Raw genomic sequence first — 24,313 nt, 5'->3', positions numbered from 1 at the left:
CCGGCCCGCTATTTGCCATTGGCATGCAGCCCTGTTCATGAAAACAAAAAAGCAAATGCTCTGCGCCATGATATTGATCCTGGCGCCTGCGCTGGCCCTGGGTTTTCTGTTCTTTTCTGAACTCAGGGAAAAAGAAATGCACGAGCCTTCCATTTTCAAAAACGGGTTCCGGGCAGAATTTGAAGTTCCATGCAACCGCTTTCATGCAATGGAAATTGGCTTCGAAATTGCTCCTCCGCTTCCCGTGGCTGATTTCGCGAACTTCAGCAAGGCCATTGCGGGAAATGCCACGCTTTCCTTTTCGTCCCATGGCGTGACCGAGCGGCACGACATCAATCTTCTCGAAACATCCACGGGAATGAACAGCAAGGGAATCTGGATCAAAACACTGCTTCTCAAACCCGGAAAATGGCGCTTGGCGTGCCCCGAAACCAGAGTTTCAATAGAGGCGAGAAACGTCAATTTCGACATGAACCAGCATCACATCAGCATTTTCGTCTCAAGAAGCCTGAAAAAATAAGCGCCATCCGTGCTGCATATTAAACAAGGTGATTTGTAGCGGTTTTATCCAGCCATCTCCATCTGATTTCAGAAAACATGCGCTTTTTTGACCAGCAAGCCGACGCCCGCACCCGTTCCCGCCAGCTCTCATGGGCTTTCGCGCTGGCGGTGGCGGCCACCGCCGTGGGCATGAACCTGGCGCTGTCGCTGCCGTGGGTCATCTGGAATGCGTTCGCCCCCCATTACGCCGCGTATCCGCTGGGCTTCATGCCCATCAACATCGGGCTGACGCTGCTGCTCATTCTGGGCGGCTGGTGGATTGAAAGTAGCAACTGCCGCCACGGCGTGCGCCTGGCCGAAAAGCTGGGCGCACGCCGCGCGCAGCCGGGCACGCGCTTTGCCGAGCAGCGGCTGGTGAACATCGTCGGCGAAATCTGCATTGCCGCGCACATGCCCGCACCCGCCGTCATGGTGCTGCCGCGCCATGAAGGCATCAACGCCTTTGCCACCGGCACCACGCCGCTGGACTGGGCCGTCACCGTCACCGATGGCGCGCTCGAGCGCCTCACGCGCGACGAACTCATGGGCCTCATCGCCCATGAATGCAGCCACCTCAAAGAAGGCGACACCGCCCTGAACATGCGCCTGATGGGCATGGTGGCCGGCCTGGAAATGGTGTGGGACTTTGGCCGCAGCCTCATCCCTGAACCAGAGGCGGACGGCGACCGGCGCAACGAAGACTGGCGCTGGCAGCTGCGCACCTTCCAGACGCCGCTGGCCGCGCTCGGCCTTGTTTTCGGCCCCATCATCATGGCCGTAGGCTGGCTGGGCTGGCTGGCCGGCCACATCCTGCAAGCAGCCGTCTCGCGCGAGCGCGAATACCTGGCCGACGCCCGCGCCGTGCAATGGACGCGCCAGGCCGACGGCCTGGGCCGCACCCTGCGCAAAATCCTCACCCAGCAGCAGGAAGCCGCCGCCCAGCGCCCCCTGGCCCGCCCGCTGCTGCGGCTCAGCCGCGCCTCCCACCTCTTTCTGGTGGCCGACGACGGCCAGTGGCCCACCCCCGAAAACCCGGGCCGCCTGGGCCGCTTCCTTGCCACGCACCCGCCGCTGCCCGAGCGCATCCGCCGCATCTATGGCCGCCCCCGCAGCCCCCTGTCCCTGCCGCTCATCGACCAGCGCACAGGCGAACCCGTCATTGAGCTGCCGCCCCACGCCTGGTAAGCGCCGGCAAAGCAGACCGGCTCATATTCGCTCCTTATTCAATAGCATGATGTCCTAGTGGATATTGCGTGAAGCGGCATTTCAACCCCCTTGGATTTGCTCCTGATTCTGATGTTGATGCTCCCGGCGGGCGTGGCCGTCAGATGCCGCATTAGGCTGGTGCGCAAGGCGGCTTTCATGCGAGGGCATGGACGCGGCTTTTCCCGTGAGATGCCGGCATTGGCCCGGCGGAAACCGGCCAAGGCGGGGAGTGAATGGCGCTCCCGCCAGCAGGCGCTGCCGCTCCCGGCTGAATGTGCAGCCGTCAAACCATTCGAATAGGCGGCCTTTACGGTTTTCCTGAGCGGCGTTTCTTTTTGGGCGGCAACACTTGGCTGGTGTGCTGCGTAAATTCCCAAGGTGGAGTATCAGCAAATCCGTCAAAACCGCGCGCCATACCGCTGTTGCTTTTGCTGGCCAGAACAAAACGCCTGCCTGTCCACACCCAGGTTTCCCATGATTGCCCATCGCCCGGGGCCGTTTCTTTCCAGTATCCGGTAATGGTCAAAACGCCTTGTTCGTCAAGCCCATAATCGTTAGTGATATGACTGTCAATTACGTCCACAACGTGATTCAGATCGCGAGTCAGCACGGCATAGGCATTATGGCTGTTGAAACCCGTATGCGCGCAGGGAATTTCTGCCAGCGTGAGATTGGAAGTCAGAGGGTCAAGCGTAATGGTCCGCCATTCGTCGTGACTGAACACATCGCACCCATCCAGCCTCCATTTATTCGCGTTTTCCTTTTTTTCCAGCATTTCGCGCAAGGCGGCAAATTGCGGATCGGAATGCGCCAGCACGCGCCTTTGCTCCCTGGCCGTGGCAGCCGCCGCCTGAATTTTGGGCACGGCGGCAGGCGCTCGCACGGGGCGCCGCGAGCGGCCTTTGTCAATGAGCGCGGATGGCGTGCCGCTGCGTTGCTGGTAATCGTCCATGAAGCGCAGGGCAGCAAGCGCGCCATTGCTGGAAAGCTGCCAGACCGGTCCGCCCTCAGCCGCCCAAGTGATGCTGCTGCCGCGCTTGAGTGCCTCGAGCAGCGCGGCAATTTCCTGCGGCGTGAGTATTTCATTGCGAGTGAGCGGTTTGCCGTCAATCCGCAAACTGCCGCCTTCAGGCAATGGCTCGTCGCTGCCGCGATAAATGGCAAACCAGAGGCCTGCAACCTTGGCTTGGGCGCCTGCCTCGCGATAAAAAGACAAGGTAATGAGGCGCTCAGCGCCATCAGCGTTGTAGCCCGCCGTGCGGCAGCTGCCCGTGTTATCGCAAACGGTCAGCCAGTCGCCCGTCCATAAATCGGCGGGCTTGGGGCCGGCGGTTTCAGCGGCGCCGGCTGCACGGGCGGCCAGCAGGCAAACAAGCAGCGCAAAAAACCAAAAACGGGCATGCCTGTGCATGATTTTCACGCTCCCTTGACTTTGGGCAGAAATCCCGCGTTCTGCATATTGCGTTTCCACAGGTTTTCGGGATAGCGGTATTTGGCTTTTTGCGCGGGGTCCAGTTCGGTTTCAATGCGGTCATATTCGCCGCTTTTCAGCAGTTCGGCCATATTGGAATTGAGCAAAACGGCGCGGCCCAGCGCGATCAGTTCCGCCGCGCCGGTGGCCCAGGCTTTTTCAATTTGCGCAGCGGTCAGCAGGCCGCCTACGGCCATGAGGGGCAGTTTGCCGCCAATATGCTGGTGCAGCAAATCCACGCGCATGCGCTGGCTGTCTGCGCCACGGCGGGCGCAGCTGAAAAAGTCGTGCAGGGAAACGTGCAGGTATTGCAGCGGTTTTTGCACAAGCGCGTCCACCAGCGCGAAGGTTTCGGTCATGGTGATGCCGTTTTCTTGCGGCTCTTCGGGCGAGAAGCGGTAGCCGATGATGAAGCCGGGGCGGCGGTGCTTTTCGCGCGCGGCCAGCACGGCGTCCGTCACGGCCAGGGGAAAGCGCAGGCGGTTTTGGCCCCATTCGTCAGCGCGGCGGTTGCTGTGGCCGGAATAAAACTGCTGCAAAAGATAGCCATTGGCGCCGTGAATTTCCACGCCGTCAAATCCGGCCTGAATGGCCCATTCGGCGGCGTGGCCGAATGCGGCGATGACGCGGGCGATTTCCGCTTCTGTCATGGCGCGCGAGCCGGTGGCGCTGTCGTCGCTGGGGGCGATTTTGTCCAGGCTGCCAATCAAATGCTTTTCGGCCAGTTTGCCGCCGTGGTGCAATTGCAAAATGGCTTTGGCGCCCTGGGCCTGAATGATTTTTGCGACTTCGCTCAGGCTGGGCACATCGGCGGCGCTGATGGCGTAAGGCTCGCCTTCAAAGGATTGGCCTTCGGGCGAAACCAGCGTGGCAGCGGCGATGAAAAGGCCGAAACCGCTGGCGCGCCCTTGCAGAAACAGGCGCTCTTCTTCGCTGATGTGCCCTTGCGGCGTGGAAGCAAAATGGGTCATCGGCGCCACGGCCAGGCGGTTTGGAATTTCAACGCCGTTATTGAAGGTGAAAGGCTGGAAAAGGTTTTTCATGGCGGTTTTGGGGCAGAGGTTGTTGAAAATGGCGCGTTTTTCCGGTTCGCCGGGCGGGCGGTTTTTCGCGCCGCCGTGCAATATCCGGCCCCGGCGTATTGTGCGTTTTCCGGTTTCAAATGGCCAGATAAATGGTCGAACGGCGCGGAGCGCGCCCTGAAAACGGCGGGCCGCAAAGCGCTCCCGGGGCCGTCAGATATTCGGGCGCTTCAGGGCCGGGGCGTTGCGCGGGCCTTGCCAGGGCTTGCGCGCGGCGCTTTTTCGGCCAGGCAGCGGGCCATGAGGCGGGCGGCCTCGGCCATGCGGGGGCCGGGGCGGATGAGGGTGTCGGTTTCTTCGGCGTTGAAGATGCAAAGGCGCCCTTCGCGCCAGGCGGGCAGCTTTTCCCAGCCGGGGTAGGGCTGCGCGGCCAGCTGGCTGCGGCTGGTGGCCATCAGCACGTCGGGGCGGTGTTCGAGCACGTATTCGGGGTTGAGGTGCGGGAAGGGGCCTAGCGCAGCGCCCACTACGTTGCGCACGCCCAGGCGCTGGAGCGTTTCGCCGATGAAGGAGCTTTCGCCCGCCGCGTAGGGGCCGCTGCTGACTTCAAAGAACACGCTCGCGCCACGGGCCTGCGCGGGCATGCCGCGCGCGGCTTCATCCACCGCGTTTTCAATGGATTGCCATGTCTGCTCGGCCTGCCCGCCGGGCAGCGCCAGCATGGCCGCCAGCGTGTGCAGCACGCGGCGCACGTCGGCCTGCGTGCGGGTGTCGAGCTGCGCCACGCGCAGGCCCAGCGCTTGCAGGCGCGGCGCGGCGCGCGAGCCTGCGGCCATGAAAACCAGATCAGGCTTGAGCGCCAGAATGGCTTCCACGTCCGGGTCTTGCCCGCCGCCCACGCGCGGCAGCGCCTGCACGCTGGCGGGCCAGTTGGCGTAGCGGTCCACCCCTGCCAGGCGCTGGCACGCGCCCAGTGCGCAAATGCTTTCGGTGATGGATGGCAGCAGGCTCACCACGCGCTGCGGCGGCGCGGCAAAGCGCAGGAGCTGGCCGCGGTCATCCCGCGCTTCGTAGCCCTGCGCCGCCTGCGCCAGCCCGCTTGCGCCGGCCAGCAGCAGCGCCACGGCGGCCAGACGGGCCAGACGGATCAGACGGGCCAGCCAAGCCAGATTTGGGCCGCCAGTGCAAGGCGCAGCGGCTGGCAAGCGAGGTTCAGAAATCATGGCATTTCTTTCATCAGAAAAAGGAGCGAATTCAAGGGGGGTGAAAAGGCTGTTCGCGCAGTTTCCACTAGGACATCACGCTATTGATCAAGGAGCTGAATCAGCGCTCTTTCATGCCTGCCAGCTTCGCGCGCCTTCGCTTGCCGCCGCGCGCTCATGCCTTGAGGTGCAGGGGCAGCCCGGCGGCCATGAAGGTCACGCGCTCGCAGCAGGCGGCGGCCTGCTGGTTGAGCCAGCCCAGGGCGTCGGCAAACGCGCGCGTTTCGCGCCCCAGGGGGATGACGCCCAGCCCGATTTCATTGCTCACCAGCACCAGCGGGCCGGGGCAGGCCCGCGCGGCGTCCAGCAGCCAGGCAGCCTGCGCCTGCCAGGCCGGGGCGGCGGGCGCGGCCAGAAAGGCGTCAGGCGGCTGCCGCAAGGCGGGCATGCCCGGCGGCGGCAGCATGATTTGCGTGAGCCAGAGCGTGAGGCAGTCCACCACGCGCAGGGTTCGCTCGCCGCCTGCGCCGGCAATGGCTGCGGGCAGATCGCGCCAGGCTTCTTGCGTGCGCATGCCCGGCGCCCGCCCGGCGCGCTCGCGCTGGTGGCGGGCGATGCGCTCGCGCATTTCCGGCCCGTGCGGCCAGGCGGTGGCCAGCAGCACGGCTTCATGGGCGGGGTCTGCCGCCAGCCAGCGGGCCGCCGCCTCTTCGGCCCAGCGGGATTTGCCGCTTTTCTGGCCGCCCAGCACCAGATGGGCGCGCGCGAAAACATCTGAAAGGCGAGGCGAAGAAGGCAATGGGGAAGAGGACATCAGGGCGCGAAGCATAGTGGCGCTGCCGCCGCCTGCCGCGCACAGACCACCCGCTGGCGGGCTATGGCCCGGGCGGTGCGCCCCGCGCATGCTGCTTTGCCGCCCAAGCGGCCTTGCCAGCCGCGCGGCCCGGCTCCAGCAAATCCAGCAACTTCAGCGCCCGCCAGTGCCGCCACAGCGCGGGCAAGGCGGGCGGTGCGTCTGGCGAGACATCCAGCGGCGCACCGGCGCCAGCCTGCGGCGGGGCCAGCAACAGGCGCTCCACCAGCGGCGCCAGCGGCGTGCGCGCCGGATCGGCCAGCAGCACGTAGCGCGGCAGCGGGCAGGCGCCCTGCGCGCTCAGCTGCCCCGTCCAGCCCAGCTCCTGCAAGGCTTGCAGCACGGGCGGCAATTGCAGCGGATCGGCGCGCAAAGCGGCGGCCAGCTCCATCAGCGTGAGGCCATGCGCGGGCGTGTCGCGGGCGGCGGCCAGCTGCTGCAAGGCTTCAGCGGCCAGCTGGAAAGACCAGCCTGGCGTCTGGCCGCAGCGCAAGCGCGCGCGGGCCGCGCCCGCCGCCTCCTGCAACAAAGGCAGGCTGGCCGCAAGCACCGCGCCCAAAAGCACGATGAACCACGAAAGATGCATCCACAGCAGCAGCAGCGGCACGGCGGCGAAAGCGCCGTAAATGAGCGAATAGCTGGGCACCTGCGCCAGATACAGCCCCATGCCCCAGCGCAGTGCGGCCAGCCCCAGCGCGGCAAAAGCGCCGCCCGCCAGCGCGTGCCGCCAAAGCACGGCCGTATTGGGCACATAGTGATACAGCAGCGCCAGCCCGCCCACCGGCAGCAGCAGCTGCAAAGCGCGCAGCGCCGCCACGGCGCCCTGCTGGGCATGCCGGGCCACCCCCGCCTTCTGCGGCAGCCAGGCCAGCCACGCGCCGGATTGCGACATCACATAGCTCGTAATCGCCAGGCTGGCGCCCAGCAGCAGCGGCCCCAGCGTCAGCGCCGCCCAATACACCAGCAGGCGCTGCCCCAGCGGGCGCGGGCGCGGCACGCGCCAAATGCCCCCCAGCGCGTGGTCGATGGTGAGCATCAGCGACAGCGAAGTGAACACCAGCACCGCCAGCCCCGCCGCGCCAAGCTGGCTGGCCTTGCCCGCAAAAGCCGTCAGGTTCTCCAGCACGCTCTGGGCAATGCCGGCCGGAATCAGGTTGCCCGCCAGCCACTCTTGCAGCGCCAGCCGCAGCCGCTCAAACGAAGGAAAAGCCGTGAAAAGCGACAGCGCCACCACCGCCAGCGGCACCAGCGCCAGCACCGTGGTGAAAGTCAGCGATCCGGCCGTCACGCTCAGCCGCTCCTGCGCGCAGCGCCGCATCAGCACGCGCCAGGCCGCCAGCACAGGCGAAGCCGCCGGATTCATGAAATGCCAGGCCAGCCTGCGCGGCAAGAAAAAAAGCCAGCGGGAAAGAGCAGCGCGTTCCGTCATGGCCGGGCATGATGCCTGAGCGCCTGCTCACAGGGCCGGACCGATTCAAGAAGAGGAGCAAATTCAAAGGGCAGAAAAACGCCTCTTGCGCAGTCTGGACAAAGACTTGCAGCTATCAATTAAAGAGCAAAGAAAGAGCAAAGCTCGTCCCTCGTCTTCCTTTGCCTGCTCCTGGCTCAGGCCTTGCCGCTACCCGTCTTGCAGAGCATTCGCCAGCTGCTTTTCCGTTTGCCATGGGCGGCGGGGGTGAAAAGGGAGCAGCAAAAGGTTCTTCAGGGCGACATACAGATAATCCATGCAAACATCGCGTGGCCGCGCCTGACAAATTTCAGGAATATTTGAACCGGCCGTCAAACCGGGAAAGACAAAAAAACAAGGCGGCCCGGGTTTGATCATTCACGAAAGCAGAAGAAAACAGTTTGCATCAGGAGCGACCGGAATGAATACTTCTTTGTTTGATGCGGCCAATAAGGCGCTGGATTGTGGAGATGCAGATAAAGCATTTCGCCTTTTCATGCAGGATGCACAAGACGGAGGACCAGATTCATTGAATAGCATTGGTTTCTTGTATGATCATGGGCGGGGCGTGAAAAAAAACCGCAGGCTTGCCATTCAATGGTATCGCCTGGCTGCAAGCAAAGGATATTTTGTCGCATGCTTTAATCTCGGCCTTGTTTACAAAAATGCTGGGCGAAAGAGATTAGCCAGGTTCTGGTTCAAGAAAGCATATGCGTTGGGCGATTTTGACGCGGCGTATGAGCTGGGCATTTTATATGCACGCGCGCCATCCAGGCATATACCTTCCCGCAGATCAGTCAGATATTTTTTGGCAGTGCTCGGGCAAGAATGTTTGACGGATGAGCAGGCAAGGGAAATCAAGCGGTATATTGATCGTACTCTTGTTGGCAAGCGAAGTTTGATGGCAAGGGCCGGTTCTCATTGAACATTATTTTTCATTCCAGACTGTTCGCCGAACAATACGTTTCAGCCGCTTCATGCAAAGCGAATCATTGGAAGATGATATTGATCGCCTTGCATGATGCATGCAGGTGAATTTTTTCACGCTTGATTGTTCTTTTCAAAGCATGGTTGATTGCTCCGTGGAACAGGGGCATGAATCAAAAAAAGTGAGAAACCGGATGACAATGTGCCTGAATGCCATCCGGTATTCAGAGCGTTTATTCATCATTCGCGCAGGCAATTCAATTCGCCTTGTCTTGAAACAACGGGGGTGTGGCCATTGGCGTATTGGGCGCGCCTTCAGCCGCCCCACAGCGCGGGCTTGTTCACCATGAGCCAGTAGATCACGCCCATGGCTGCGAAGGCGGGGTAGCCCAGCGCCTCCCAGCGGCGGGCGTAGCGCCAGTAAAGCGGGGGCAGGGGCGCGCCCTGGGCGTGGGCGGCTTGCGCCATGCGGGCCATGCGCAGTTGCAGCCAAACGACGGGCAGCCAGCATGCGCCGGCCAGGGCGTAGAGGGCGAGGGTGAGCGCGATCCACGGCGCGCCAAGCGGCCAGCCTGCGGCGTGGGCCAGCCACAGGCCGCTGGCGGGCTGGATGAGGATGGCGGGCGTGGTGAACCACCAGTCGGCGCGCACGAGCAGGCGGCTGACGACGGCCTGGGCGGCCACGCTGCCGCTGCGGTTGGCAAAGAACATGTAGAAGGCCGAGCCAAAGCCCGTGCCCACCATGAAAACGCTGCTGACGATGTGCAGCCACTTGACGGCCAGATAGAGGCTGAAGGCATGGTTCATGGCGCGCGCCTCCACAACACGGCCAGGATGGCGAGGATGGGCAGGTTCTTGCTCAATGGCCCGATGGGGTGCAGCCACAGCGCGGGCAGCAGCGCCGTGGCGGTGAGGGTCAGGCCGATGACGCTGGCCGCCGCCAGGGCATAGGCGGCGCGGCCGGGCCGCCAGATCAGGGCCAGCGCCAGCGCGGCGTCCAGCGCCACGCCTGCGGCGATGAGGGCGTGCGCCAAGGGCAGCGAATGCACGCCGCCTTGCCGCAGCAGCGCCAGGCTCTGGCCGTTGCATTCCAGCAGGCTGGCGGCGATGGTGATGAGCCAGACGGCGATCAGGCTTGCGCGCAGCAGGCGGGCGTCGTCAGGCGAATGGGGGCGCAAAGCTGTGGGCATGGCGGGAGAGGTCATGGCAGGCAAAGTCATGGCAGGAGAAGGCGGAAACGGGGCCGGCTGGCGTTGGGCCGGGCGCGGCTGCGGGCTTCTTGCCGTCAGGCCATGAAGAAGGCCGCAGATCATCAGAAACAGGAGCAAATTCAGGGGCCGTGAATTCCGCCTTGCGCAGATTCCACCAGGACGTATTGCTATGGAAACATGAGCGAATTTATCCGGGCTGGGCGTTCCGCCTGCTTCAGGCGTTCCGGGCGCTGAAGCGCGCGGGCATGCAGGCGCTCTGTGCGTTCTGTGGCTCATGGCGCGCCTCCTTCGTCTCTGCCGTTTTGAGGCTTTCGCACCCCGGGCGCGTCCGCCTGGGCGGCAGCGGCCAAAGCCTGCATGAATTGCGCGGGGGCGGTGGCGGGGCGGCCCAGCAGCTCCGGCAAAGCTGCGGGGCTGGCCACGTTGCTGGCAGACAGCAGGTGCAGCGACTGGGTACACCACGGCGAAAAAGGCAGCGCGTCGCCCAGGCGGGCGCTGGCGCGGGTGATGCAGGCGGGCAGCGCCAGCGCGCGGGCGGGCGGGCGGCCCTGACTGGCGCGCAGTTGCTGGATGTAGGCGGCCAGGGTCAGCGGCTGGGGGCCTGCCAGCTCCAGCAGGCCGGTAAGGGGGCGGGCGTTCGCCGCATGGCTGGCTGCGTGGCTGGCGGCAGAGCTTGCAGCCAGGCGGGCCACGGCTTCGGCCAAATCCCACACGGCCAGGGGCTGCACGCGGGCGGTGAAGGCGCAGCGCGGCAGCGCGAGCACGGGCAGGCGGGCCAGGGCCAGAAAAAGGCGGGTGCTGGCGCCGCCCGCGCCAAAAACAAGGCTGGGGCGCAGGGCGATGCCATCGAGCCGCCCCTGCGCGGTGAGGGCAAGCAGGCGCTCTTCGGCCTGGCGCTTGGTGCGGGCATAGGGCGTGCGGGCGGCGGGGCCGCCGCCGTCTATGCCCAGGGCGGAGATGTGGATGACGCGCCGCACGCCGCTGGCCGCGCAGGCTTCAAACAGGGCGCAGGGCGCATCCGCATGCAGCGCCTGCATGGGGCGCGCGCGGCTGTCGCGCAGCACGCCCACGGCGTTGATGACGGCGCTGGCGCCTTGCAGCAGGGGCTGCCAGTCGCTGGCGTGGGTGGCGCGGGTGTAGTCCACAGCCGGGGCGCTGCGGCGGCTGGCGGGTCGCACTTGCCAGCCGGCGGCCCGCAGGGCGCAGGCGATGTGGCGGCCAATGAAGCCGCTGGCGCCGCACAGCAGTGCAAGGGGCGGGGCGGCGGATGCGGCGGATGGAGTTGCGGCTTGGGCGTTCATGAGCTGGACTCCCCGTCTTCAGGCCAGCACACAGCGGGCGCGGGCACGGCCCCAGGCGGGCGGCGGGCGGCCAGCAGGGCCGCCACGTGCTTCCACACATTGAAAGCAATGAAAGCCACGCTGGCAAACACGCCGCCTGACACCAGCAGCAGCCCGCGCCGCAGGGCCTGCATGGGGTGAATGGCGTCGAAATCGCCCCACAGCAGCACCAGCAGGGCCGTGCCGCTGATGGCCAGCACATAGGCGGCGCGCGTCCAGAAATCGGCGGTAATGGGGCCGCTGCCCTGCCCGTCGTCACACAGGCGGCCAATGGTCTGCATGAGGATGGGGCGCAAATAGCGCATGGCGGCCAGCGGCCCGGCGACGGCAAGCGCCAGGGAGATGAGCAAAGCGGCAAAGGGGGACAGGGACATGGTTTTCTCCGGTTGGGTTGAGGCAATGCATTCGCTACCGCATCAATGGCGCAGGGCTTTTCCGTTTTTGCAGGGACGTTTCGCGGTTTTGGAACCTGCCCGGAGCCTGGCCGTGAGGGGGCGCAGACCGCCTGAAGGCCGCACTTTTCGCGCCTGTCGGCAGCCTTTGAACAGGTTCTTGAGCTTTCATGTCTGCTCCTTTTCTTGATGCGCCTGGCTGCACCGCCCAAGCGGCGGCACCGGCCTGGCTGGCCGGGTTGGCGCGGCTGTTTTCATCAGTCATAGCAGTTTCTTTCAAAATTTCAGTTAAAAATGAAACAGATAGGCAAAAAAAGGGGGCGGCGCGGCGCAGCGCGAAGCCTGAAGCCCCGCTCCAGCCGCCGTCCGCAGCCCGGCCAGCGGCGCAAGCAAAAGCGCCCGCGCCGCGAAACAAGAGCGGGCCAGCCCGGCGAAGGGGTGAAAACAAAGGCGCCATCGTTCAAACCTTTATCAAAAACAGAAGCAAATTCAAAGGGTCAGAAATACCGTTCCTCGCAGATTTCACCAGGACATCATGCTATGAAGAAAGGAGCTGGAAAAAGCCGCACGCCCGCCGTCTGCGCCTGGCGCCATTGCGAAGCGCTGAACCCTTCGCGCCGGCGCCCAGTCCTGCCTCAGTCCGGCTTGTCGCGCACGAAGCGTTGCACGCTCGCGCCCAGGCGCAGCACTTTCTCCAGCGTGTGGGGCGACAGGCGCAGCATCTCCTCCGTCCACGCGCCCAGCGCCTGCATCAGGCGCAGCGTTTCACGCAAGCGGTCTTGCGCCTCGGGCGGCTCCTGGGCGAAGTCTTCGCGCGCGGCCAGCTCGGCCAGCAGGCGCGTGGTGGGGTCGAACTCGCGCTCCTTGCGGCCGCGCACGATGGTGCGAAACAGCTCCCACACATCGCCCGAAGTTTCGAAATAGTCGCGCCGGTCGCCCAGCGTGTGGGTCACGCGCACCAGGCCCCAGTTCTGCAATTCCTTGAGGCTGTTGCTCACGTTCGAGCGCGCCACGCCCAGCGTGGCCGCCAGCTCCTCGGCGTGCAGCGGCCTGCCGTGAATGAACAGCAGCGCGTGAATCTGCGCCACCGTGCGGTTCACGCCCCAGGCCGAACCCATCTCGCCCCAGTGGATGACGAAGCGTTGCTGAATGTCAGTGAGTTCCATGAGCGCGGATTGTAGGCTGGCTGAAATTTCTGTCAAGAATGAAATTTGATACGTGAAGCGCCCTGCCCTGCTGGCCCGCGCGCTTGCGGAAAGCCATTCGTCACTCATGCAATTCAGGTTTCCCCTAATATCCGCGCCGGTGCGGCCAATCCGGGCCGCATCTGTTTTTTTTGATCTTTCATTTGTGAGCCATATCAACATGAACCGTCGTTCATTCGTGGGCAGCGCCGCTGCCGTCTCCCTTGCCGCCCTGTCAGCTGCCGCCATCGCCGCCGAAGAGCACCAGCACGGCGACCACGCTGCCGCCAAGGCCGCGCCCAACCCCTATGACGCCGCCCGCCTGGCCGCCGCCCACTGCCTGAGCGCCGGTCAGGTGTGCCTGGACCACTGCATTCGCCAGCTCTCCAAGGGCGACACCAGCATGGCCCAGTGCGCCAAGAGCGTGAACCAGATGCTGGCCCTGTGCGGCGCGCTGCAAAGCCTAGCCGCGCAAAACTCCACCCTCACGCCCGCGCTGGCCAAGGTTTGCGCCAAAGCCTGCAAGGAATGCGCCGACGCCTGCAAGGAACACGCCGCGCACCACGCCGAATGCAAGGCTTGCCACGAGTCTTGCCTGGCCTGCATCAAGGAATGCGAAAAAATCGCCGCCTGATGCGCTGATGCGGCCCCGGAAAGGCGCGGCAGGCCCGAAACGGGCGTCATGCCTCTTCTTTCCGGATATTTCCGGAAAATCCGCTGCCGGCCCCGCCGCCCGCAGCGGATTTTTTCATGCCCGCCATTTGGCGCCTCAAGCCGCCGCGAATATAAAGCGCCAATTCGCAAAAAGCTGATGCCAGAAACGCGTAAACAAATGCGAATACCAGCGCGACAAGCCAGAATTTATCCCGCGTTCCGCCGCCCAGAATGAACATCACGGCCGGGGCAATCAATAAGGCCGCCGCCATCCGCTGCCACCATTTTGCTTTTATTTTGAGGCATCCATAGTAAATTACCGAAACGATGCTGAGAAACACGCTAAAAACCAAAAACACCATTGAAAGCTCCTGCTTGCGTGTGAAAATAAAATGCAAATATGGCCCGAATGAGTCAGCAAAACCGGGCCTTTCAGCCGCCCGGTTTCAACAACTCTTCCTCATGGCGTGAAAAAGGCTTTCTTTCCCTGACATGAGCACGAGAAATCATTCATAAAATCCTTGTGGATACCGGAAAAACGCTGTTTTCCGAATATCTTTCCAACTCGCCAGAGTGCAGCCAGCCCGATTTTGCTGCGTCCTGATCCAATATCCATGCTCTCCGTCCATTTGGATTTCCATTATGCATGCCAGGCAGGCGCAAAAACAGGGCCTATTCGAATGGCGGGGTGAAATGATTGGAGACGGCGTGAGCGGCATCCGGGCAGGCCGTTGCGCGCTTGCGCCATGAACCTGTGCAGGCAGACAAGCGGCGAAGGGAGCAAAGCGTCGTTTTTCGCTCCTTGATTCATAGCAAGACCTCCCCGCCGAATGGGCGGGAACGCCGGTTTCAAGCGGCGCGAATTCGCTCTTTTTTTTAATGCACGCTGCCGCTTCCGGCGGCGAAGGCGCAGCCTGCGGCGGCTACAGACGCTTACATCCGCCGCTGCGCCGATAGAATTTCCCCTTTTTCGACTGCCTTCACTGCCTATGTCTGCCTGGCTCCTGCCGGATCACATTGCCGATGCCCTGCCCGCCGAGGCGCGGCACATTGAAGACTTGCGCCGCCAGCTGCTGGACGCGGCCTGCGCCTATGGCTACGAGCTGGTCATGCCGCCGCTGGTGGAGTATCTGGATTCGCTGCTCACCGGCACGGGCAGCGCGCTGGAGCTGCAAACCTTCAAGCTGGTCGATCAGCTCTCGGGCAAAACGCTGGGCGTGCGCGCCGACACCACGCCGCAAGTGGCCCGCATTGACTCGCACCTGCTGGGGCGCGAAGGCGTGGCGCGCCTTTGCTACTGCGGGCCGGTGCTGCACACGCGGCCCGAGCGCGCGCTGGCTTCGCGCGAGCCGCTGCAAATGGGCGCGGAAATTTACGGCTACGCCGGGCGCGAGGCCGATCTGGAAATCCTGCTGCTGGCGCTGGACTGCCTGCGCGCCACCGGCCTGGCCGCGCAAGGGCCGCTCACGGTCGATCTGGCCGATGCCCGCATTCCCCGCGCGCTGCTGGCGGGCCTGCCGCTGGAAGCGGGCGCGCTGGGCGAAGTGCTGGCCGCGCTGGCCGCCAAGGATGAAAGCCGGCTGGACGCGCTCACGCGCGACTTTCCTTCCGACACGCGCCAGCGCCTGCTGGCCCTGCCCGGCCTGTATGGCGACGAAAACATGCTGGCGCGCGCCGAGCGCACGCTGGGCACGGCCCCGCTGCTGCGCCAGGCGCTGAAAGATTTGCGCTGGCTGGCCGCGCGGCTGGGGCCGGATGTGCGCGTGAGCTTTGACCTGGCCGACGCGCGCGGCTACGCCTACTACAGCGGCATGCGCTTTGCGGTCTACGCCGGCTCGCCCGCGTGCGAAGACGACGCACAGGCGCTTTCCAGCGCCGAGCAGGCGCGCCGCCAGGCCCGGGGAGCCGATGCCGTTTTGCGCGGCGGCCGCTACGACGGCGTGGGCGCCGTTTTCAACCCTTATGTGGAGCGCGAACGCCCCGCCGTGGGCTTCAGCCTGGATGTGCGCCACCTGGCCCGCGCCACGGCCCCGCGCGCGCGCCGCGCCGCCATACGCGCGCCGTGGGCCACGCCCGCCGAAGCGCCGCAACTGGCCGCCGCCATTGCCGCGCTGCGCGCACGCGGCGAAACGGTGATCAGCGACTTGCCGGGCACCGAGTGCCAGCCCGACGAATTCGCGTGCGAGTTGCAGCTGGTGGAAATCGCCGGCGAATGGATCGTGCAGCACACATAAATGGCCGCAAAAATGGCCGCAAGCCTTCTCTTTTTTCTTTTTCAGGAGCGCATTTCATGAAAAGCACAAGCGGACGCAACGTCGTTGTCGTCGGCTCCCAGTGGGGCGATGAAGGCAAGGGCAAGCTTGTGGACTGGCTCACCGAAAGCGCGCAAGGCGTGGTGCGCTTTCAGGGCGGGCACAACGCGGGCCACACCCTGGTCATTGGCGGCCAGCGCACGGCGCTGCACCTCATACCCAGCGGCATCATGCGCGCGGGCGTGACGTGCTACATCGGCAACGGCGTCGTGCTCTCGCCGGCCAAGCTGCTGGAAGAAATTGCCGAGCTGGAAAAAGCCGGCGTGCAAGTGCGCCAGCGCCTGCGCGTGAGCGAAGCCTGCCCGCTCATCCTGCCCCTGCACGCCGCGCTGGACGTGGCCCGCGAAGCCGCGCGCGAGCAAGGCGGCAGCGAAAAAATCGGCACCACGGGCCGGGGCATCGGCCCCGCCTACGAAGACAAAGTGGCCCGCCGCGCCCTGCGCGCGCAAGACTTGCGCCACCCCGGCCGCTTTGCCGCCAAGCTGCGCGAGCTGCTGCATCTCTACAACTTCATCCTCACCGGCTTGCTCAATTCGCGCCAGCACCCCTTCGGCCCCGCGCTGGCGCCCTACATGAAAGACGGCGAGCTGCTGTTTGAACCCATCTACGCCGAGGCCATGCAGCAGGCCGAAGCCATCCGCCCCATGCTGGCCGATGTCTCGCGCGAGCTGAACGAAGCCCACCTGCGCGGCGACAACCTGCTGTTTGAAGGCGCGCAAGGCACCTTGCTGGACGTGGACCACGGCACCTACCCCTTCGTGACCAGCAGCAACTGCGTGGCGGGCAACGCCGCCGCTGGCGCGGGCATCGGCCCCGGCCTGCTGCATTACGTGCTGGGCATCACCAAGGCCTACTGCACCCGCGTGGGCGGCGGCCCCTTCCCCACCGAGCTGGAATGGGAAAAGGAAGGCACCCCCGGCTGGCACATGAGCACCGTGGGCGCCGAGCGCGGCGTCACCACGGGCCGCCCGCGCCGCTGCGGCTGGTTTGACGCCGCCTTGCTCAAGCGCAGCGCGCAAGTCAATGGCCTCTCGGGCCTGTGCATCACCAAGCTCGACGTGCTGGACGGCCTGCCCGAACTCAAACTCTGCGTGGGCTACGAACTGGACGGCCGCCACATCGACCTGCTGCCCCTGGGCGCAGACGACATCGCCCGCTGCAAACCCATCTATGAAACGCTGGAAGGCTGGAGCGACAGCACCGTGGGCCTGACCGAATACGACAAGCTGCCCATCAACGCGCGCCTGTATTTGCAGCGCATCGAACACGCCACGGGCGTGCCCATCCACCTCATCTCCACCAGCCCCGACCGCGAACACACCATCATGACGCGGCACCCCTTCCTGGCCCCATGAGCACCCTGTTCATGCTGGGCGCCGTCAGCGGCAGCGGGCGGCTGCGGCACCGCATCCACATCATCCAGGGCGACAGCGGCTGCCTGGTGTGCCAGTGGTGGAACGGCCCCGGCGGCGCGTTGCAGACGGCCGATGCGCAACTGCCCACGCTGGATGCCGTGCAAGCCTTCATTGACCAGCAAGGCTGGCGCGTGCAGTGGCTGCCCAATGACATTGTTTCCCTGCAAGGACCCCGCTGATGCTGACCGAAGACGGCAAACACCTGTATGTGAGCTACGACGAATACCACCAGCTCATCGAAAAGCTCGCCCTCAAAATCCACCTCTCGGGCTGGCGCTTTGACACCATCTTGTGCCTGGCGCGCGGCGGCATGCGGCCCGGCGACATCCTCAGCCGCATCTTCGGCGTGCCGCTGGCCATCATGTCCACCAGCAGCTACCGCGCCGCAGCGGGCAAGGTGCAAGGCCACCTGGACATTGCCCACTACATCACCACGCCCCAGGGCCAAATCGCAGGCCGCGTGCTGCTCGTTGATGACCTGGCCGACACCGGCGTCACGCTGCAAGCCGTGGTGCAGCGCCTGCGCAGCAGCTACCCGCCCATCACCGAAATGCGCACCGCCGTGCTCTGGAGCAAAGGCTGCTCCAGCTTCCAGCCCGACTACTGCGTGGAGCGCCTGCCCACCAACCCCTGGATACACCAGCCCTTCGAGAACTACGACGAGCTGCCGCCCGAAAAGCTCATGGCCCGCTGGAAGCTGTGAGCAAGCCGGAAGGCCGCCTGCAATGCCCCGAAAACACTCCTGAATCAGGAGCGAATTCAGACCCATCAAAAGGGCGTTCGGCGCACATTCGGCTAGGACATCATGCTATGGATCAAGGAGCTAATTCTGCCCCGCCCTGCCCTTTTTTCCTGCCCTTCAACCTTCTGCACTCTTGCGCCTCACCATGATCTACGGCATCGGCACTGACATCTGCGACATCCGCCGCATCCGCGCCAGCTTCGGGCGGCATGGCGAGCGCTTCGCCGAAAAAATTCTCTCCGGCGGCGAGCTGGCCGTGTGGCGCCGCCGCAGCGCCCGCTGGCCCGAGCGCGGCCTGCGCTACCTGGCCACGCGCTTTTCAGCCAAAGAGGCGTTCAGCAAGGCCATCGGCACGGGCATGAGCGGCCCCATGCAGTGGCAGCTGTGCGAAATCGCCAACCGCCCCGGCGGCGCGCCGCAAGTGGTGCTGCACGGCGCGCTCCAAAGCTGGTTTGCCGAACGCGGCCTGCGCGCGCACATCAGCCTCACGGACGAGAGCGAATACGCCGCCAGCTTCTGCGTCGTTGAATGCGCCGATGAAACCCGCATTCAGGCGCCAGGGAGCCAGCCATGACCGCGCTGGAAGAGTTGCTGGCCACGCTCATCGCCCGCGTAGAGCGCCTGACCGAGCGGCTGGACGCCGCCCTGCCCCGCCCGCTGGCCGCACCCGACTGGCCGCGCGCCGTGGCCTGGCGCTACCGCAAGCGCGGCGGCGCCTGCCGGCTGGAGCCGGTGCCCAGCGTGGGCGCCATCGCCCTGGGCGACCTGAAGGAAATTGACACGCAAAAAGAAAAAGTCGCGCGCAACACCCTGCAATTTCTGCAAGGCCGCCCGGCCAACAACGTGCTGCTCACCGGCGCGCGCGGCACGGGCAAGTCATCGCTCATCCGCGCCTGCCTGAACGAATGGGCCGCGCAGGGCCTGCGCCTGATTGAAGTGGACAAGGCCGACCTGCCCGACCTGCCCGACATCATGGCCCTGGTGGCGGGCTGCCCTGAAAAATTCATCATCTACTGCGACGACCTCAGCTTTGACGAAGGCGAGCCGGGCTACAAGGCCCTCAAAAGCGCGCTCGACGGCAGCGTGGCTGCCGCCGCGCCCAACGCGCTCATCTACGCCACCAGCAACCGCCGCCACCTGCTGCCCGAAACCATGCGCGACAACCTGGCCGCCCGCCACGGCGAAAACGGCGAGCTGCACCCGGGCGAGGCCATCGAGGAAAAAGTCTCCCTCTCCGAGCGCTTCGGCCTGTGGGCGAGCTTTTACCCCTTCAGCCAGGACGAATACCTGCGCATCGCCGCCCAGTGGCTGGCCGCGCTGGGCGCCAGCCCCGCGCAAATCGCCGCCGCGCGGCCCGAGGCTCTGATCTGGGCGCTGGAGCGCGGCTCGCGCAGCGGCCGCGTGGCGCAGCAATTCGCGCGCGACTACATGGGGCGGAGCGCATCTGATCAACCCCCGGCAGCCGCCGCGCCAGCTGCCACGCAAGGCGGCCCGGCATGAACAGCCGCATCCTCCACGCCGACCCGCAGCTGCCCCGCACGGGCGGCGCGCAGCAGGCGCAGCGCCAGGCCATCGACGTGGCCGTCGGCATCCTCATCCGCGCAGACGGCTCATTCCTGCTCACCACGCGCCCGTCCGGCAAAGCCTACGCGGGCTACTGGGAATTTCCGGGCGGCAAGCTCGAAGCGGGCGAAACCGTCGCCCAGGCCCTGGCGCGCGAACTCAATGAAGAGCTGGGCCTGACGCTGGAGGCCGCCGCCATCCGCCCCTGGCGCCAGCAACTGGTGGACTACCCCCACGCCCTGGTGCGCCTGCACTTTTGCAAAGTCCACGCCTGGCGCGGCCAGCCGCAAATGCGCGAAGGCCAGCAGCACGCCTGGCAAACCCTGCCCGTGCAAGTGGCGCCCGTGCTGCCCGGCACGATTCCCGTGCTGCAATGGCTGCAAGAACAAGCGCGGGAAAAACCGCCAGCCGCACCCCCGGCAAAACCGGCCCATCGCTCCTCAAACAATAGCGGCATGCGCTGACTGCACAAGGACAAACGCCCGATTCCGCGCCTGAAAGTCTCTGGTGACGGCATTTCTTCCACCCCGCAAGGACAAACACCATGACATCCGAACTGCCCGGCCTCATTCCAGACATCGCCGCCCCCGACACCGCCCTGGCCACGCGCATTCAGAGCCTGCTCGACAGCAAAACCAAGCCGACCGGCTCGCTGGGCCGCCTGGAAGCGCTGGCCGTGCAAATCGGCCAGGCGCTGGGCAGCGAAGCGCCGCGCCTGGCGCAGCCGCAAATGCTGGTGTGCGCGGCCGACCACGGCATTGCCGCGCAAGGCGTCTCGCCCTTCCCGGTGGACGTGACTTGGCAGATGGTGCGCAACTTCCTCTCTGGCGGCGCCGCCATCAGCGTGCTGGCGCGCCAGCACGGCGTCGCGCTCACGGTGGCCGACTGCGGCGTTCGCCAGCCCTTTGAAGACGCGCCCGGCCTGCGCCAGATGCGCATTGCCGCCGGCACGGCCGACAGCACGCAAGGGCCGGCCATGAGCCTGGCGCAGTGCGAGCAGGCCATCCGCAATGGCCGCGCGCTGGTGCAAAGCCTGCCGGGCAATGCCGTGCTGCTGGGCGAAATGGGCATCGGCAACACCAGCGCCGCCTCCTTGCTGCTGGCGCGGCTGACAGGGCGCGAAAGCGGCGCCGCGCTGGCCGCATGCGTGGGGCGCGGCTCCGGCCTGGACGACGCGGGCCTGCAACGCAAGTGCGAAACACTGGCGCGCGCCCTGGCGGCCAATGCCGACGCGCGCACGCCGCTGGCCGCGCTGGCCGCGCTGGGCGGCTTTGAAATCGCCACGCTCGCCGGCGCGCTGCTGCAAGCGGCAAGCGAGCGGCGCGTGATCGTCGTCGATGGCTTCATCACCACCGCCGCCGCGCTGGCGGCCTGCGAACTCGCGCCCAACGCGCGCCCCTACTGCGTATTCGCCCACCACTCGCAAGAGCGCGGCCACACGCTCATGCTGGAGCGCCTGCACGCCCAGGCGCTGCTCGATCTGGGCCTGCGCCTGGGCGAAGGCACCGGCGCCATGCTGGCCTGGCCGCTGCTGCAAAGCGCCTGCGCCATCCTGAACGAAATGGCCACGTTTGAATCCGCGCAAGTCTCCAACCGGGCTTGAGGGCTTGCCAATCCCGCCAAACCGCAGAGCGTGGTCAATGGCTGGCAGGGCCTTCATGCCAGCGCCACCCAAAAACAGGAGCGGATTCATGGGGTCAAAAATGCCTTGTTGCGCACATTCCACTAGGACATCATGCTATTGATTAAATAGCTAAACTGACCTGCATGCTTTCTGCTTGGCCATCAACGCGAATTGGGCGGAAAAAGCGTGAAACGGGCGTGCGACAGGCGCTGAACAAACACGAGACAGACGCAGAAAGACGCTCGGCCCGCCGCGCGGGGGCCGTGTGTTACCTTCCTCTGCCATTGAACGACCCCGGGGCTTGACGACATGAACGCATCCAGTGATTTGCTTTTGCGCCGCCTGGCGGCCTTGCCGCCCGAGGCCCTGCCGGGCATGCGGCGCGGGCTGGAAAAAGAAAGCCTGCGCGCTGCGCCAGATGGCGCGCTGGCGCTCACGCCGCATCCGGCGGCGCTTGGCTCGCCGCTCACGCACCCGCACATCACCACGGATTTCAGCGAGTCGCAGCCGGAGCTGGTCACGGGCACGCATGGCAGCGTGCAGGCTTGCCTGGATGAGCTGCGGCAAATTCACCAGGTGGTGTATGCCGAAATGGCCGCGCTGGGCGATGAGATGCTGTGGGCTTCCAGCATGCCCTGCAAGCTGCCGCCTGATGAAATGATTCCGCTGGGCTACTACGGCACCAGCAACGTGGGCCGCGCCAAGAGCGTCTATCGCATGGGGCTGGGGCACCGCTACGGGCGGCGCATGCAGACCATTTCGGGCATTCACTACAACTGGTCGCTTCCGGGCGCGGGCAGCGAGCAGTATTTCGGGCTGATCCGCAACTTCCGCCGCCACGCCTTTTTGCTGCTGTACCTGTTTGGCGCCTCGCCCGTTGTGTGCGGCACTTTCGTGCAGGGCCGCCAGCATGCCTTGCAGCCGCTGGGCAGCCGGGCCATATATTTGCCGCACGCCACGTCGCTGCGCATGGGGCGGCTGGGGTACCAGAGCGATGCGCAATCCACGCTGGCCGTCAGCTACAACGGCCTGGAAGGCTACGCCGCCTCGCTGCAAGACGCGCTCACGCGCCCCTGGCCCGCGTATGAAGCCATCGGCATCCAGGCGCCCAGCGGCGACTACAACCAGCTGGCCGTCACGCTGCTGCAAATTGAAAACGAGTTCTACGGCACCATTCGCCCCAAGCGCGTGATCGAGCCGGGCGAGCGCCCCCTGCACGCCTTGCGCGCGCGCGGCGTGGAATACGTGGAAGTGCGGCTGATGGACCTCAATCCCTTCCTGCCCGTGGGCATAGACGAGCAGACCATGCGCTTTCTGGATGTGTTCTTGCTGCACTGCCTGCTCAGCGACAGCCCGCCCGACAGCCCCGCCGAAATCGAAGCGCTCAAGCGCAACCAGCATCTGGTGGCCGAGCGCGGCCGCGAGCCGGGCCTCAAGCTCGCTTGCGGCGGCATGGAAGTGGCGCTGACCGACTGGGCCGCCCAGGTGCTGGGCGAGCTGCCCGCGCTGGCCCGCGCGCTGGACGAAGCCCTGGGCGGCGACGGCCACCAGGCCGCCGTGCAGGCCGCGCAGCAGGCCCTGCACAACCCCGCCCTGCTGCCCTCGGCCCGCGTGCTGGCGGCGCTGCCCGGCTATGGCGACAGCTACGTGGCCTTCATGCTCGACCGCTCGCAGCAAATCCGCTCCCTCATGCTGGCACAGCCGCCCGGCGCCGCCTTGCGCCAGCGCTTTGCCGAAATGGCCGTGCAATCGCGCGCGCAGCAGCATGCAATTGAAGTGAGCGACACCCTCAGCTTCGAGCAATACCGCCGCGAATACACCTCGCCCGCGCGCCTGTCGCCCCAGGCCTGAAAGCCGCGCCCATGCCCTGCTCTGCGACAGTCCCATGTCCTACGGCATGGCCGTCTGCAAAACCCGTCAGTGCGTCGCCAGCCGTGGCCTTGGTTTTTCATGATTTCAAAAAGCAGGGCGCGCTGCCCGCTGCACTGGCGCAAGACGGCGCCAGTGCCCTGATGCTGGTCCGCCCCAGTCTCATCAAACGCCCCGTACTGCTCTTTCCTCCCCGCAAGGCAAGTGGCGCAGACAGCGCAAACCACGTGCCGCAAACCTGGGCGCAATGGCCGAGGCCGGACGCATCCGCCTGATTTCTCTCTTCCATGCCCTCGCGCCGCTGCGCCTTCCTCCTGCTTGCTTGTGCCTGCCTGCTGCCCGCCTGCGGCCGCAAAAAGCCACCCGTCACGCGTGTGCCGCCCGGTGCGCCCGTGCTGGCCTTGGGCGACTCGCTCACCTGGGGCGTTGGCGCGACGCCTGAAACCAGCTACCCAGCCGTATTGGCGGCGCTGACGGGCTGGCGCATCGCCAACGGCGGCGTGCCCGGCGACACCGCCGCGCAAGCCTTGCAACGCCTGCCCGGACTGCTGCAAGAACACGCGCCGCAACTGGTCATCGTCAGCATTGGCGGCAATGACTTTCTGCGTCGCCTGCCCGAAGCCAACACATACCGCCACATCCGCGCCATCTGCGAGCAAGCCAAGGCCAGCGGCGCGCAAGTGCTGCTGGTGGCCGTACCCGCCCTCACCCTTTCCGCCGCCCTGGGGCGCTTGAATGACCACGCGCTCTACGCCAGCCTGGCTGGCGAGCTGCAACTGCCCCTGTTTGCGAACGGCTGGAGCCGCGTGCTCGCCCAGCCCGCTCTGCGCAGCGACGCCGTGCATGCCAACGCCCAAGGCTATGCCGAATTCGCCCGGGCGTTGAACGCTTTCGCACGGCAGGCAGGCCTGCTCTAAGAGCCTTTTCAAAGCAGCCCACCTGCACTCTGGCGCTGGCCGGGCGGCATCGGAAACGGGAGCAATTTCGATGAGCCAAAAATGCAGCTTCGCTGTTTCACGCGATTTTCACCAGAGCGTTTCATCAGGAGCGTGATACGCAGATGCGCCCTTGCGGATTTGCCATGGAACTTGATTGAACATTTGTTGCCACGACAGCGTGGGCTTTGCAGCTTGCTTGGGGCCTGGCAAGGGTGCGCAAGGCCCAAGTCCGTGCTTTTTGCGCTCACGAACGCACGGGTGAGCCGCCTCTCACATGAGCAGGCAGCGCCACAGCACGCGCGGCGTGTCGCGGCGGCGCAGCACGGGGCGCGTGGCCAGGGCGCGCGGGCCGAGGGCGCGGGTCTGCGCCAGCACGCTCAGGGCGGCTTGCACCACGGCGC

General features: G+C 65.4%; 27 protein-coding genes. 15 read left to right on the top strand and 12 right to left on the bottom strand.

Annotated elements, in window-relative coordinates:
- Nucleotides 1–37: 37 nt before the first annotated feature.
- Together QB898_RS09410 and QB898_RS09405 are read left to right on the top strand one after the other, a co-directional pair.
- Entirely contained in the window at nucleotides 38–520 is a 483-nt protein-coding gene (locus tag QB898_RS09410; RefSeq protein ID WP_279524743.1) for a hypothetical protein, read from the top strand.
- A gap of 77 nt (nucleotides 521–597) precedes the next feature.
- Nucleotides 598–1,725 carry a M48 family metalloprotease gene (locus QB898_RS09405; protein WP_279524742.1) on the top strand — a complete coding sequence of 376 codons (1,128 nt, stop codon included), beginning with the start codon at nucleotides 598–600 and terminating at the stop codon, nucleotides 1,723–1,725.
- Nucleotides 1,726–2,053: 328 nt separating this feature from the next.
- Here the strand turns inward: QB898_RS09405 and QB898_RS09400 are convergent, their stop codons facing one another.
- The 5 genes from QB898_RS09400 to QB898_RS09380 form a co-directional block, all read right to left on the bottom strand.
- The gene (locus QB898_RS09400) at nucleotides 2,054–3,157 is read right to left on the bottom strand and encodes a DUF1176 domain-containing protein (RefSeq protein WP_279524765.1); all 1,104 of its coding nucleotides are present in this window, start codon (nucleotides 3,155–3,157) and stop codon (nucleotides 2,054–2,056) included.
- Between the two features lie 5 nt (nucleotides 3,158–3,162).
- A complete protein-coding gene (locus QB898_RS09395; RefSeq protein WP_279524741.1) occupies nucleotides 3,163–4,260 on the bottom strand; it encodes an NADH-dependent flavin oxidoreductase in 1,098 nt (365 codons plus the stop codon).
- 209 nt (nucleotides 4,261–4,469) lie between these two features.
- On the bottom strand, nucleotides 4,470–5,462 hold the full coding sequence (locus QB898_RS09390; RefSeq protein ID WP_279524740.1) for an ABC transporter substrate-binding protein: 993 nt from the start codon (nucleotides 5,460–5,462) through the stop codon (nucleotides 4,470–4,472).
- Between the two features lie 154 nt (nucleotides 5,463–5,616).
- Nucleotides 5,617–6,255, bottom strand: a complete 639-nt coding sequence (locus tag QB898_RS09385; RefSeq protein ID WP_279524739.1) for a bifunctional adenosylcobinamide kinase/adenosylcobinamide-phosphate guanylyltransferase — start codon at nucleotides 6,253–6,255, stop codon at nucleotides 5,617–5,619.
- A gap of 61 nt (nucleotides 6,256–6,316) precedes the next feature.
- Nucleotides 6,317–7,657, bottom strand: coding sequence for a YihY family inner membrane protein (locus QB898_RS09380; protein WP_279524738.1), 1,341 nt, complete (start codon nucleotides 7,655–7,657; stop codon nucleotides 6,317–6,319).
- A 77-nt stretch (nucleotides 7,658–7,734) separates the two neighbouring features.
- Here QB898_RS09380 and QB898_RS09375 point away from each other — a divergent pair, with 77 nt between their 5' ends.
- Nucleotides 7,735–8,115, top strand: a complete 381-nt coding sequence (locus QB898_RS09375) for a hypothetical protein (protein ID WP_279524737.1) — start codon at nucleotides 7,735–7,737, stop codon at nucleotides 8,113–8,115.
- A gap of 47 nt (nucleotides 8,116–8,162) precedes the next feature.
- Nucleotides 8,163–8,666 (top strand): tetratricopeptide repeat protein, encoded by a 504-nt coding sequence (locus QB898_RS09370; RefSeq protein ID WP_082202756.1) that lies wholly within the window; start codon nucleotides 8,163–8,165, stop codon nucleotides 8,664–8,666.
- Between the two features lie 317 nt (nucleotides 8,667–8,983).
- Here QB898_RS09370 and QB898_RS09365 read toward each other — a convergent pair whose 3' ends face one another.
- From QB898_RS09365 to QB898_RS09340, 6 genes are all read right to left on the bottom strand, one after another.
- The gene (locus QB898_RS09365) at nucleotides 8,984–9,475 is read right to left on the bottom strand and encodes a DUF2269 family protein (protein ID WP_279524736.1); all 492 of its coding nucleotides are present in this window, start codon (nucleotides 9,473–9,475) and stop codon (nucleotides 8,984–8,986) included.
- On the bottom strand, nucleotides 9,472–9,888 hold the full coding sequence (locus tag QB898_RS09360) for a DoxX-like family protein (protein ID WP_279524735.1): 417 nt from the start codon (nucleotides 9,886–9,888) through the stop codon (nucleotides 9,472–9,474). Before QB898_RS09360 ends, QB898_RS09365 begins: the two co-directional genes overlap by 4 nt.
- A gap of 263 nt (nucleotides 9,889–10,151) precedes the next feature.
- Nucleotides 10,152–11,180, bottom strand: coding sequence for an NAD-dependent epimerase/dehydratase family protein (locus tag QB898_RS09355; protein ID WP_279524734.1), 1,029 nt, complete (start codon nucleotides 11,178–11,180; stop codon nucleotides 10,152–10,154).
- Nucleotides 11,177–11,593 carry a hypothetical protein gene (locus tag QB898_RS09350; RefSeq protein WP_279524733.1) on the bottom strand — a complete coding sequence of 139 codons (417 nt, stop codon included), beginning with the start codon at nucleotides 11,591–11,593 and terminating at the stop codon, nucleotides 11,177–11,179. The genes QB898_RS09355 and QB898_RS09350 overlap by 4 nt, the downstream gene beginning before the upstream one ends.
- A 34-nt stretch (nucleotides 11,594–11,627) precedes the next feature.
- A complete protein-coding gene (locus tag QB898_RS09345) occupies nucleotides 11,628–12,068 on the bottom strand; it encodes a hypothetical protein (RefSeq protein ID WP_279524732.1) in 441 nt (146 codons plus the stop codon).
- A gap of 178 nt (nucleotides 12,069–12,246) precedes the next feature.
- Complete coding sequence (locus QB898_RS09340) at nucleotides 12,247–12,777, bottom strand: GbsR/MarR family transcriptional regulator (RefSeq protein WP_279524731.1); 531 nt, start codon at nucleotides 12,775–12,777, stop codon at nucleotides 12,247–12,249.
- A 199-nt stretch (nucleotides 12,778–12,976) separates the two neighbouring features.
- Here QB898_RS09340 and QB898_RS09335 point away from each other — a divergent pair, with 199 nt between their 5' ends.
- Nucleotides 12,977–13,429, top strand: a complete 453-nt coding sequence (locus tag QB898_RS09335; RefSeq protein WP_279524730.1) for a four-helix bundle copper-binding protein — start codon at nucleotides 12,977–12,979, stop codon at nucleotides 13,427–13,429.
- 46 nt (nucleotides 13,430–13,475) lie between these two features.
- On the opposite strand, the gene QB898_RS09330 is transcribed toward QB898_RS09335, so the two are convergent.
- Nucleotides 13,476–13,811, bottom strand: a complete 336-nt coding sequence (locus QB898_RS09330) for a hypothetical protein (RefSeq protein ID WP_279524729.1) — start codon at nucleotides 13,809–13,811, stop codon at nucleotides 13,476–13,478.
- Nucleotides 13,812–14,438: 627 nt separating this feature from the next.
- On the opposite strand from QB898_RS09330, the gene QB898_RS09325 reads away from it, so the two are divergent.
- From QB898_RS09325 to QB898_RS09280, 10 genes are all read left to right on the top strand, one after another.
- Complete coding sequence (locus tag QB898_RS09325; protein WP_279524728.1) at nucleotides 14,439–15,683, top strand: ATP phosphoribosyltransferase regulatory subunit; 1,245 nt, start codon at nucleotides 14,439–14,441, stop codon at nucleotides 15,681–15,683.
- A gap of 56 nt (nucleotides 15,684–15,739) precedes the next feature.
- Complete coding sequence (locus QB898_RS09320; protein ID WP_279524727.1) at nucleotides 15,740–17,116, top strand: adenylosuccinate synthase; 1,377 nt, start codon at nucleotides 15,740–15,742, stop codon at nucleotides 17,114–17,116.
- Entirely contained in the window at nucleotides 17,113–17,355 is a 243-nt protein-coding gene (locus tag QB898_RS09315) for a hypothetical protein (RefSeq protein WP_279524726.1), read from the top strand. The genes QB898_RS09320 and QB898_RS09315 overlap by 4 nt, the downstream gene beginning before the upstream one ends.
- A complete protein-coding gene (locus QB898_RS09310) occupies nucleotides 17,355–17,879 on the top strand; it encodes a phosphoribosyltransferase (protein ID WP_050714398.1) in 525 nt (174 codons plus the stop codon). Before QB898_RS09315 ends, QB898_RS09310 begins: the two co-directional genes overlap by 1 nt.
- A 184-nt stretch (nucleotides 17,880–18,063) precedes the next feature.
- The gene (acpS, locus tag QB898_RS09305; RefSeq protein ID WP_102284631.1) at nucleotides 18,064–18,492 is read left to right on the top strand and encodes a holo-ACP synthase; all 429 of its coding nucleotides are present in this window, start codon (nucleotides 18,064–18,066) and stop codon (nucleotides 18,490–18,492) included.
- Entirely contained in the window at nucleotides 18,489–19,418 is a 930-nt protein-coding gene (locus tag QB898_RS09300) for an ATP-binding protein (protein WP_279524725.1), read from the top strand. Before acpS ends, QB898_RS09300 begins: the two co-directional genes overlap by 4 nt.
- Entirely contained in the window at nucleotides 19,415–19,945 is a 531-nt protein-coding gene (locus tag QB898_RS09295; protein ID WP_279524724.1) for an NUDIX domain-containing protein, read from the top strand. Before QB898_RS09300 ends, QB898_RS09295 begins: the two co-directional genes overlap by 4 nt.
- 80 nt (nucleotides 19,946–20,025) lie before the next feature.
- Nucleotides 20,026–21,084, top strand: a complete 1,059-nt coding sequence (cobT, locus tag QB898_RS09290) for a nicotinate-nucleotide--dimethylbenzimidazole phosphoribosyltransferase (RefSeq protein WP_279524723.1) — start codon at nucleotides 20,026–20,028, stop codon at nucleotides 21,082–21,084.
- A gap of 330 nt (nucleotides 21,085–21,414) precedes the next feature.
- Nucleotides 21,415–22,956, top strand: a complete 1,542-nt coding sequence (locus QB898_RS09285) for a glutamate--cysteine ligase (RefSeq protein WP_279524722.1) — start codon at nucleotides 21,415–21,417, stop codon at nucleotides 22,954–22,956.
- A 305-nt stretch (nucleotides 22,957–23,261) separates the two neighbouring features.
- A complete protein-coding gene (locus tag QB898_RS09280; protein ID WP_279524721.1) occupies nucleotides 23,262–23,891 on the top strand; it encodes a GDSL-type esterase/lipase family protein in 630 nt (209 codons plus the stop codon).
- Nucleotides 23,892–24,313 lie beyond the last annotated feature (422 nt).

Source organism: Ottowia cancrivicina, assembly GCF_029813755.1.
GTDB classification, from domain to species: domain Bacteria; phylum Pseudomonadota; class Gammaproteobacteria; order Burkholderiales; family Burkholderiaceae_C; genus Ottowia; species Ottowia massiliensis.
The sequence above is the reverse complement of the archived record's forward strand: the minus strand, read 5'-3'. Positions and strand labels throughout refer to the sequence as shown.